The sequence below is a fragment of the Nocardioides sp. genome, assembly GCF_047606145.1.
Classification (GTDB): domain Bacteria; phylum Actinomycetota; class Actinomycetes; order Propionibacteriales; family Nocardioidaceae; genus Nocardioides.
Genome location: NZ_JASGET010000119.1, coordinates 1 through 11,057, shown reverse-complemented (window position 1 = coordinate 11,057; position 11,057 = coordinate 1). Strand labels below are relative to the sequence as shown.

The following is an 11,057-nucleotide window of genomic DNA, read 5'->3' as shown; positions in this document are numbered from 1 at the left end:
CACCCGCCCGTCGACCCGCCCGTCAACCCACTCACCAGCCCAGCGCGGTCCGGGCGCTGAGCACGGCCAGTACCAGCATCACCAGCGCCGCGACCCGGGTGATCCAGCGCATCGGCAGCACCCGCAGCAGCGTCTTGCCGCCCAGGATCGCCAGCAGGGCCACCGCCCACAGGCCCAGCACCGCGCCGAGGCCGACCGAGAGCGGGTCGTCGTGCTTGGCGGCCAGGTTGGCCGTCATGATCTGGGTCAGATCGCCCCACTCGGCGATGAAGATCGTGCCGAAGCCGAGCGAGGCGACCTTCCAGAACCCGGCCGAGGCCGGCACCGCCTCGGCCTCCTCCTCGAGCTCCTCGCCCCCGTCCTGATCGTCCTCGCGACCCTCACGCCACACCAGGTAGGCGCCGAGCGCGAACAGCACCGCCACCACACCGTCCAACGGCCGGCGGGGGAGCAGGGTCAGCACGGAGCCGGCCGCGACCGCCACCACCACGTGTACGGCGAACGCGGCGGCGACGCCGGCGAAGACCCAGCGCCAGGGGAACCGGGTGCCGAGCACCAGGCTCGCGATGGCGGTCTTGTCGGGCAGTTCGCTGACGAAGATGAGGCCGAAGCAGGCGGCGATGACACCGAAGTCGAGCATGGTCTTCTCTCTGGTCGGTCGGCCACCGCCGACCCACCGGAGTACGTCGGAGCAGCCGAGGGTGGCTGGAACTCCGAACGTCTCGTCCAGTCGGCGCACCGACCCTGGATACCGGGCTGGAGAACCAGCCAGTATGTCGACATCCAGTCGAGGGACTACTCCCGCTCGCCACCGATGCTAGCCGACGACCTCGGTCCGACGCGAAAGCGGCCGCCGGCCACGGGTCACCCGCCCGGTCGGCGATCCTCGGAGCCCGGCCGGGCGGGCGACCACGGTGCCGCTCGGGTCTGGCGGTCCTGCGTATCCTTGCCTGAGACGCACCTCACAGGAGGCACCATGCCGGTTCGGACTCGATCCGCCGTCTTGGCGCGGGCGCACGACGCCTTCTTGGAGACGGGTCGGGCAGATGCCGAGACCCGGCCGGTGGTCGCGGAGTCCTGGCAGCGCAGTCTCGCCGCGGGCCTGGACCCCGAGCGGGTGAGCCCGCCGCTCGAGCTGGTCGACGCCGAGCTCGACGACTACCGCGCGAGTCATCCGTTGGCGCCGATGATGCCGGTGATCCGCCGGCTGCTGGTGGAGGACGCCTCCGACTCCGGGTCGGTGGTGGCGGTGGCCGACCATCTCGGCCGGCTTTTGTGGGTGGAGGGGCAGCGCCGGCTGCGCAGCCGGACCGAGGGGATCGGCTTCGTGGAGGGCTCCGACTGGGCCGAGTCGGTCGCCGGCACCAACGCGCCGGGGACCGCGCTCGCCATCGACCGTCCGGTCCAGATCATCGGCGGTGAGCATCTGGCCAGGCCGGTGATGGCGTGGAGCTGTGCGGCCGCGCCGGTGCACGACCCGGACACGGGAGCCGTGCTCGGGGTGATCGACCTGACCGGCGGGGCGGAGGTCTCCGGGCCGCAGGCCCTCTCCGCGGTACGAGCGACCGTCGCGGTGGTGGAGCGCGAGCTGCAGCTGCAGCGATTGCTCCACCCCGAGCAGACCGCCGCGCCGCGAGCCCGGCTGCGTGCCCTCGGGGTGGCGTCGTGCGTGTTGGAGAGCCCGCGGGCACGCACCCGGCTGGGGCTGCGGCACAGCGAGCTGCTGGTCCTGCTCGGCGAGCACGGCGAGGACGGGCTGACCGGCGAGGAGCTGGCGGTCGGCCTCTCCGACGACGAGCTCGCCTCGGTCACCCTCCGCGCCGAGCTCTCCCGGCTGCGCACCGTGCTGACGGCCCACGGGCTCACCCTGGCCGGCCGGCCCTACCGGCTCGACGCCGGGTTGCGCTCCGATGTCACCGAGTTGCGTCAGCGGCTCGCGCTGGGCGATGTCGCGGGCGCGCTCGACCTCTATCGCGGCGACCTGCTGCCGGCCTCCGACGCCCCCGGCGTACGCCGGCTGCGGGACCGGTTGCGGACCGATCTGCGGCACCGGTTGATCGGCGCCGGGGATCCCGAGATGCTGCTCCGCTTCGGCGAGACCGAGCACGGCCGGCTGGACTGGGAGATCTGGCAGGCGGCGTACCTGGGCCTGGACCCGAGTGCGCCCGGCCGCGCCCGGGTGCGCGACCATCTGGACTTCCTCGCCGCCGAGCTGGGCTGATCCTCGGGTCGGTGCCGGAGGCCCGCTCGGGCCGGTCTCGCGTGCAACGTCGCTGCAACGTGTCGGTGACTAGCGTCACAGACGCCCGGGCAAGGCGTCCGGGATCGCGTTTGCAGTGGGAGTGCCAGATGAGCGTGTACGCACAGCCGGGGACCGATGGAAGCGTCGTCTCCTACCAGTCCCGGTACGAGAACTGGATCGGCGGACAGTGGGTGCCGCCGGTCAAGGGGCAGTACTTCGAGAACGTCTCGCCGGTGACCGGCAAGGTCTTCTGCGAGGTGGCCCGGTCGACCGCCGAGGACGTCGAGCTCGCCCTCGACGCGGCCCATGCCGCCGCGCCCGCGTGGGGCAAGACCTCGGTCGCCGAGCGCGCCGGGATCCTGAACAAGATCGCCGATCGCATCGAGGCCAACCTGGAGATGCTCGCGGTCGGCGAGACCTGGGACAACGGCAAGCCGGTCCGCGAGACGCTGGCCGCCGACCTGCCGCTCGCCGTCGACCATTTCCGCTACTTCGCCGGCGCCATCCGCGCCCAGGAGGGGGCTCTCTCCGAGATCGACGAGGACCTGGTCGCCTACCACTTCCACGAGCCGCTCGGGGTGGTCGGCCAGATCATTCCGTGGAACTTCCCGCTGCTGATGGCGACCTGGAAGCTCGCCCCGGCGCTCGCCGCCGGCAACGCGGTGGTGCTCAAGCCGGCCGAGCAGACCCCGGCCTCGATCATGCTGCTCGTCGACCTGATCGGCGACCTGCTGCCCGCGGGCGTGATCAATGTGGTCAACGGCTTCGGAGTGGAGGCCGGCAAGCCGCTGGCCAGCTCGTCGCGCATCCGCAAGATCGCCTTCACCGGTGAGACCACCACCGGTCGGCTGATCATGCAGTACGCCAGCCAGAACCTGATCCCGGTGACCCTCGAGCTCGGCGGCAAGAGTCCGAACATCTTCTTCTCCGACGTGCTCGCGGCCGACGACGCGTTCGCGGACAAGGCGATGGAGGGCTTCGCCATGTTCGCGCTCAACCAGGGCGAGGTGTGCACCTGCCCGAGCCGCGCGCTGGTCCAGGCCGACATCTACGACCAGTTCCTGACCGCAGGCACCGAGCGGGTCAAGCGGATGGTCCAGGGCAACCCGCTGGACACCGAGACGATGGTCGGCGCCCAGGCCAGCAACGACCAGCTGGAGAAGATCCTCAGCTACCTCAAGATCGGCACCGAGGAGGGCGCCCGGGTCATCACCGGCGGCGAGCGGGTCGACCTCGGCGGCGACCTGTCCGGTGGCTACTACGTCGCCCCGACCATCTTCGCCGGCACCAACAAGATGCGGATCTTCCAGGAGGAGATCTTCGGTCCGGTCGTCTCGGTCACCGGCTTCGACGACTTCGACGACGCGATCTCGATCGCCAACGACACCCTCTACGGCCTCGGCGCCGGGGTGTGGTCGCGCGACATCAACACCGCCTACCGGGCCGGACGCGCCATCCAGGCCGGCCGGGTGTGGACGAACAACTACCACAACTACCCGGCGCACGCGGCGTTCGGTGGCTACAAGTCTTCGGGCATCGGCCGGGAGAACCACAAGATGATGCTGGAGCACTACCAGCAGACCAAGAACCTGCTGGTCTCCTACTCGCCGAACGCGATGGGCTTCTTCTGAGCCGGCCGGCCGGAAGCGTCGTCGACCACGATGAGTGAGTCCGTCTTTGGGGTCGACCCGGCCGAGGCGGCCGAGGTGGCTCCGGGTGTGACCGCCACCCCCTCCCGGGTGGCGGTCACACCCGCGGCCGCGGAGATGATCCGCACGCTGACCGAACAGCACGGCCCGGTGATGTTCCACCAGTCCGGCGGCTGCTGCGACGGGTCGGCTCCGATGTGCTATCCGTACGGGGAGTTCCTCACCGGCGACTCCGACGTCCACCTCGGCGACCTGGAGGTGAGCACTCCCGAGACTCCTCTCGAACCCGTCGAGGTGTGGATGTCGCGCGAGCAGTTCGCCTACTGGTCGCACACCCATCTGACCATCGACCTCGTCCCGGGCCGCGGCGCCGGGTTCTCCCTGGAGGGGCCCACCGGGTTCCGGTTCCTGCTGCGCTCGCGGCTCTTCACCGACGAGGAGGCGGCGGCGCTGCCTCCGCTCGACGACTCGCCGCCGCGATGAGTGGTCAGAGGGCCCGGTCGGTGTTCACCTGCCGGGCGCCAAGAACTTCATCAATGGGCAACCGATCACCGCCGGGTGGACACGTGGTGGTCACCGAGGCTCCCTAGCGTCTGCTCGACTCCCGGCCGACGACCGCAGAAAGCCTCCCCATGCCGCAGGTGGACCCTCGCCCCCACGCCCCGCTCGCCCCCGTCACCGACGCGCGGGCGCACCGCTCGCAGACGAGACTCACCGGCCTCCTCCGGGTGCTCGTCGGCCTGGTCCTGGCCGTGGCCGGACTGGCCGCGTTCGGCGTGGCACCCGTCTCGGCGGCCCCGGTGACCACCGCCGACACCGGCTCGGCCGACGACGGCACGACCGCCACCGACTACACCTCCTACGTCGACCCGTTCATGTCGACGCAGGGCGACGACGGCCAGAACCTGCCCGGCGCCCAGGTGCCGCACGGTCTGGCCAAGCCCAACCCGATGACCGCGCCGAGCCGCTCCCACACCGGCTACGACTACTCCCAGAGCCAGATCAAGGGCTTCACGCTCTCGAACCTCGACGGTGTCGGCGGCTCCGGCGCGGGCGGCGACCTGCTGGTGGTGCCGACGTACCAGAGCTACACCGCCCGTCCCGACACCAGCAGCTACCCGGCCACCTACTCCCACGACGACGAGACCGCCGTCCCGGGCTACTACCAGGTGGGGCTGCAGCGCGACGAGGGCACCATCGACGCCGAGCTCACCGCGACCGTGCGCAGCGGTCTGGAGAGGTTCACCTTCCCCGAGGCCGGGACGGCCTCGCTGGTGGTGGACCTGGCCAACAACTTCACCAGCAGGGTGGACTCCGAGCTGGAGGTGAGCACGCTGGACGACGGTCGCGCCGAGCTCTCCGGCTACGTGATCGGAGCGTTCAACGGCAACACCTACAAGCTCTACTTCGACGCGGTCACCAACGTCGCGGTCGCGGGCGTCAAGACCTGGGGCTCGGCCGGCACGCTCACCTCGGCGCGGCACCGCTCCGGCACCGACACCGGTGCCGTGGTGAGCTTCGACGTCGAGGCCAACGAGGCTGTCCAGCTCACCACCACCCTGTCTCCGATCAGCGTCGCCCAGGCCCGCAAGGACCAGGCCGCCGAGCTGGACGGGAAGTCGTTCGACGACGTTCGTCAGGCCGCCCACCAGGACTGGCAGGACACCCTGGCCAAGGTGGCGGTGAGCGCGAACGCCACCAGCGACCCCGACGGCAGCCTGGAGGGGATCTTCTACACCAGCCTCTACCGGATGCTCGCCACCCCGGTCAACGCGACCAGCACCGACGGCACCTACCGCGGGGTGGACGGCAAGGTGCACCAGGCCGACGGGTACATCCACTACGACGGCTGGGGCACCTGGGACGACTTCCGGAAGTACGCCATCCTCGCCTACCTCTATCCGGACTACTACGACGACGAGGTGCAGTCCCTGGTCGACCTCTTCGCCGATGACGCCGACGCCGGCGACGCCACCCTGAGCAGCCTGGTCCAGGCGGTTCCGACGGTCCGCTTCGAACGCGCTGCCATCGTCATCGCCGACGCCCTCGCCAAGGGAGTGCACCTGGATCGGCTGGACGAGGCCTACTCCGCGATCGTCGCGAACGAGGACACCTACAGCGACGCGAACGAGAAGCTCGGCTACATCGCGAGCGACCCGGGCACCACCGTCGGCACCTCCTACGACGACTACGCCGTGTCGGTGATCGCCGACTCCCTCGGCAAGACCGACGACGCCGCGACCTATCTCGCCCGAGCGGCCAATTACCAGAACGTGATCAAGCCCGGCGCCTGGACCGCCGACGACGGCACCTCGGTCGGCGTGCTCTCCGCCAAGGACGCCTCCGGGAACTGGGCCTCGGACGACCTCGAGCAGTTCCAGGCCGCGAACCTCTATCAGGGCACGCTGTGGCAGTTCAACTGGTACCCCGTCCAGGACATGGCCGGCCTGATCACGGCGATGGGCGGCACGACGGCCGTGCAGGACGCGCTCAGCCACTACTTCGGCGAGGAGGACCCCGACGACGGCACCAAGATGCTGAAGTCCAACGCCAACGAGGTGGACCTGCAGACGCCGTACCTGTTCAACTACGTCGGCGAGCCGTCGAAGACCCAGAAGTGGGTCCGTGACCTCTACACCAAGCAGACCTGGCAGAACTACATCGCCACCACCCAGACCGACGGGAACGACCCGACCTCGGCCAACGGCAAGCTCACCCCGCCGATCAAGGAGAAGGTCTTCAAGCTCTCGCCCGACGGCTTCCTGCCGACCATGGACGACGACACCGGCGCGATGTCGTCCACCTTCGTCGCGGCTGCGGTCGGGCTCTACCCGGTCACCGCGGGATCCTCGCAGTACCAGGTCGGCTCGCCGTTCTTCGATCGGGTCGACATCTCCCACGCCGACGGCACCACCTTCAGCGTGAGCGCCGACGGGGTCTCGTCCGACGACTACTACATCCAGTCGGCCACCCTGAACGGCGAGACCTACGGCAACACCTGGGTGGACTACTCCGATCTGGCCGGCAACGGCTCCTTCGACACCGTCATGGGCGACACCGCCTCGGACTGGGGGACCGACAGCGCCGCGGCCTTCTCGATGAGCACCGCGACCGACACCGCGCCGACCGTCACCGCCAGCTCGGACACCACCACCCTGCAGGCCGACGCGGACGGCGGAGTCGACGGTGACATCACCATGACGCTCTCCGGCGCGACGTTGACCGGGAGCGACGGCGACGACCTGGTGGGCGCCGGCCTGGCCACGGTCGTCGGACTGCCGTCCGGGGTCGAGGCGAGCGTGACCCGGACCGGCGACACCACCCTCGACATCCATGTCAGCGGCACCCTGCCACAGCTTGCGCGCACCAAGTTCGCGGTCCGGTTCCAGGACGGCGCGCTCGCCGACGACGTCTCACCCGATGCCGTCACCGGGACCGGCACGACGCTGCGCGATCCCTACGTCATCGCGGTCACCAGCCATTGGCGCAGCGTGCTGCAGACCGACTACGACCAGGCGCGGCTGGTGGTCCGGGGCAACTACGAAGGGTCGACGTACGACGCCCTGGTGACCGCCCGCGACAGTGCCAAGACCCTGCTCGCCGACGACACCGCCACCGACCAGGCGGTCAAGGACGCCGACTCCGACCTCACCGCCGCTCTGGACGGGCTCACCCTGAGTGCCGGCGGCTTCCGCCAGCTCCAGGCCGAGTCGAGCGACGACTGGTCCGGGGGCGAGCTGGAGAACGAGACCAGCAACCTCGGCGGGGTGCGGCCGAACTCGTGGATCGCGTTCGACGCCCTCACCTTCACCGACGACGAGGCGCCGGACCAGATCGAGGTCCGCTACTCGGGTGCCTCCGACGACGGCTACGACAACGCGGCCGTCGAGGTGCATCTCGACGCCACCGACGGCCCGCTGCTGGCGACCGTCTCCACCCCGCCGACGGCCTCGACATTCGGCACCTACCAGACCGTGACCGCCGACCTCTCCGATGTCGCCGAGCTGGCCGACGGCAGCTCGCACACCGTCTACTTCGTCTTCACCGGCTCCTCGACCGACGGCGCCTCGCACTGGGTGGGCAACTTCGACTGGATGCAGTTCGTCGACACCGACACGGCCGTCACCCAGCCGAAGCTCCAGCCCGGCAACGCCACCTCGCTCGACTCCGGCATCGACGCCAGCGACGCCAGCCTGTTCCAGAACGTCAACGACGGGGAGTGGGCGGAGTACGCCGACTACGACTTCGGCAGCGGTGTGGACACGGTCTCGGTCTACTACGACAAGCCGAGTGGCCGCACGCCCACCGACACCTCGGTGGAGATCTATCTGGACTCCACGGACGGTGACCCGGTCGCGACCGTCCCACTGACCACCACCGGCTCCAGCTGGGGAACCTACACCACCACCACCGTCGCGATCGGCCAGACCCTCACCGGGGTGCACGACGTGTACCTGGTCTTCTCGGCACCGGAGGCGACCACCGATCTGCCCTACGTCGCCAACATCGGCTACGTCCAGTTCTCCTCCACCGCCGGCGACGCCGACGGCCTGGCCCTGTCGGCGGCCGGCTACAGCGACTGGAGCGCCGGCGGACTGAAGACCGAGACCAGCACCTGGGACGACGGCACCACCGTCACCGACGTCGGCGGCACCTACGACGGGGCCTGGCTGGAGTACGACCAGGTCGCCTTCGCCGACACCGCCACCTCGCTCAGCGTGCACTACGTCAACAACTCGTCTCGCTGTGGCACCGACTCCAGCATCGACGTCTATCTCGATTCCGCCGACGGCGACCCGGTCGTCTCGGTGCCGCTGCCGGTGACCGGCACCGCCTGGACCAACGCCGGCACCACCACCGTCACGCTGCCGGACTCGATCAGCGGCACCCATGACGTCTACGTGGTGATGCACACCACCGCGGACGACGACCATCCCTACGTGGCGAACCTCGACTCCTTCACCTTCAACTACGGCGTCGACAAGTCGGGCCTCCAGGACCTCTACGACTCCTACTCGCCGCTGTTGGCCGACGGCGACCGCTACGTCCCGGTCGACTTCGCCACCTTCACCGCCCAGATGACCGCCGCCGAGGACGTGTTGGTCGACGACGACGCGCTCAACTCCGAGGTGACCTCGGCCACCCGGATGCTGCGGCTGGCGGCAGCCCAGCTGGATCCGGCCGCCGAGCGTGAGTTGGGCGCCGCGATCGACGACGCCGAGGCGATCAAGCTCGTCCGCTACACCGACGAGACCGCCGCGGCGCTCAAGTCCGAGCTGGCGACCGCGCAGCAGATGTACGACGACGGCACCGCCACCGACCAGGAGTACGCCGACGAGGCGGATCGCGTCGAGGCCGCCATCGCCGCACTGGTGCGCAAGCCGGACAGCGCGCCCGGGGCGCCGGAGTCCGTCTCGGCCACCGCCAGCGGTCGTTCGCTCACCGTCGCCTGGGCCGCGCCCGAGGACGACGGCGGCTCGGCGATCACCGGCTACCAGGTCACCCTCGAGGGCGACGGGGACGAGCGGACCGTGAGCGTGGGCGCGGACGTCACCTCGCACACCTTCGCCGGGCTCACCCGGGGCAAGGAGTACCGGGCCAGCGTGGTGGCCGTCAACGCGCTGGGCAGCTCGGTGGCGAGCGACTACACCGCGTACGTGCCGATCGCCGCCACCGTGCCGACCGTGCCGGACCGCCCGGCCGCCTCGGTGGTGGGACACACCGTCACGGTGACCTGGGCCGCGCCGGACGACGGCGGCTCCGCGCTGACCGGCTACCTGGTGCGGCTCACCCCGTCCGCCGATCCGGTCACGGTGCCCGCCGGCACCACCAGCTACCGCTTCACCGGGCTGGCGGCCGGCGACTACGCGCCGCAGGTGGCGGCCAGCAACGCACTCGGCAGCTCGCCGTACTCGGCGGCGTCCAACCAGGTGACCGTCGACGCCGACCGGGTCACCGGGGCCACCGCGAAGGCACCCAGCTGGTCGAGGGTGACGGTGTCCTGGACGACGAGCACCGGCAGCGCCAGCCAGGTGCTGAAGGTGAGTCTGACCCGAGCCGGCAGGACGGTGGACACCGTCCAGGTCTGGTCCGACAAGGGCCGGGTCGTCTTCACCGGCCTGGCCGGATCGACGACCTACCGCGCCTCGGTCGCGGTGGTGGGGCAGAGCTCGGCCGCCACCGCGACGGTGCGTACGCCGGCGCGACCGAGCGTGCACTCAGCCGCGGTCTCGATCTCCGGCAAGCCGCGGGTCGGACACCGGCTCGGTCTCCACCTGCACCGTTCCGGCTGGAGCGCGGGAGTCCGCTTCACCTACCTGTGGAAGGTGGCCGGCAGGAAGGTCGGCAGCGGCGCCCATCTGAGGCTGCGGTCGGCCTACCGGGGCAAGAAGGTGGTGGCGGTGGTCACCGGCCACAAGGGTCAGTGGCGCACCGCCACCGTGCGGACCAAGGCGGTCCGGGTACGGCGGTGAGCGTGTGGCCGTTACGGTGACCGGGTGCCGACCGACCCGCGAACCCAGCTGCCGGCCCTGATCGAGCAGATCGGAGCCGGCAGCCGAGCCGCCGTCTCCCGTGCGATCACGCTGGTGGAGTCGACCAAGGCGGCGCACCGACCGCTGGCCCGCGCGCTGCTCACCGATCTGCCCCCCGGTGACGCGGTCCGGGTCGGCATCTCCGGTGTGCCGGGGGTCGGCAAGTCGACCTTCATCGAGGCCCTGGGCACCCGGCTCACCTCCGCGGGGCATCGGGTCGGCGTCCTCACGGTGGACCCGTCCTCGGTGCGCACCGGCGGCTCGGTGCTCGGTGACAAGACCCGGATGCCGCGCCTCGCGGTCGACCCGAACGCGTTCATCAGGCCCTCGCCGTCGGCCGGCACCCTGGGCGGTGTGGCCCGGGCGACGGTACAGGCGATGGCGGTGCTGGAGGCGGCCGGCTACGACGTCGTGCTGGTCGAGACCGTCGGCGTCGGACAGTCCGAGGTGACGGTCGCCGGCATGGTCGACACGTTCTGCTTCCTCACCCTGGCTCGCACCGGCGACCAGCTGCAGGGCATCAAGAAGGGGATCTTGGAGATCGCCGACGTGATCGCGGTCAACAAGGCGGACCCGGACGACGAGGCCCGGGCGCGCGAGGCGCGCGCGGCCGCCCGCGAGCTCGCCGGCGCG

Annotated in this window: 6 protein-coding genes; 5 read left to right on the top strand and 1 reads right to left on the bottom strand. The window is 70.6% G+C overall.

The window, feature by feature from the left end; all coding sequences use genetic code 11:
- Positions 1 to 31: 31 nt before the first annotated feature.
- Entirely contained in the window at positions 32 to 739 is a 708-nt protein-coding gene (locus tag QM638_RS15880; protein ID WP_415143372.1) for a TMEM165/GDT1 family protein, read from the bottom strand.
- Between the two features lie 237 nt (positions 740 to 976).
- Here QM638_RS15880 and QM638_RS15875 point away from each other — a divergent pair, with 237 nt between their 5' ends.
- The 5 genes from QM638_RS15875 to meaB all read left to right on the top strand — a co-directional run.
- The gene (locus QM638_RS15875) at positions 977 to 2,221 is read left to right on the top strand and encodes a transcriptional regulator (protein WP_415143370.1); all 1,245 of its coding nucleotides are present in this window, start codon (positions 977 to 979) and stop codon (positions 2,219 to 2,221) included.
- A gap of 128 nt (positions 2,222 to 2,349) precedes the next feature.
- Positions 2,350 to 3,873, top strand: coding sequence for an aldehyde dehydrogenase family protein (locus QM638_RS15870; protein ID WP_415143368.1), 1,524 nt, complete (start codon positions 2,350 to 2,352; stop codon positions 3,871 to 3,873).
- Positions 3,874 to 3,903: 30 nt separating this feature from the next.
- Positions 3,904 to 4,374 (top strand): DUF779 domain-containing protein, encoded by a 471-nt coding sequence (locus tag QM638_RS15865; protein ID WP_415143367.1) that lies wholly within the window; start codon positions 3,904 to 3,906, stop codon positions 4,372 to 4,374.
- Positions 4,375 to 4,532: 158 nt separating this feature from the next.
- Entirely contained in the window at positions 4,533 to 10,364 is a 5,832-nt protein-coding gene (locus QM638_RS15860) for a glycoside hydrolase domain-containing protein (RefSeq protein ID WP_415143365.1), read from the top strand.
- Positions 10,365 to 10,388: 24 nt separating this feature from the next.
- A partial coding sequence (gene meaB, locus QM638_RS15855) for a methylmalonyl Co-A mutase-associated GTPase MeaB (RefSeq protein ID WP_415143363.1) occupies positions 10,389 to 11,057 on the top strand: 669 nt, incomplete at its 3' end.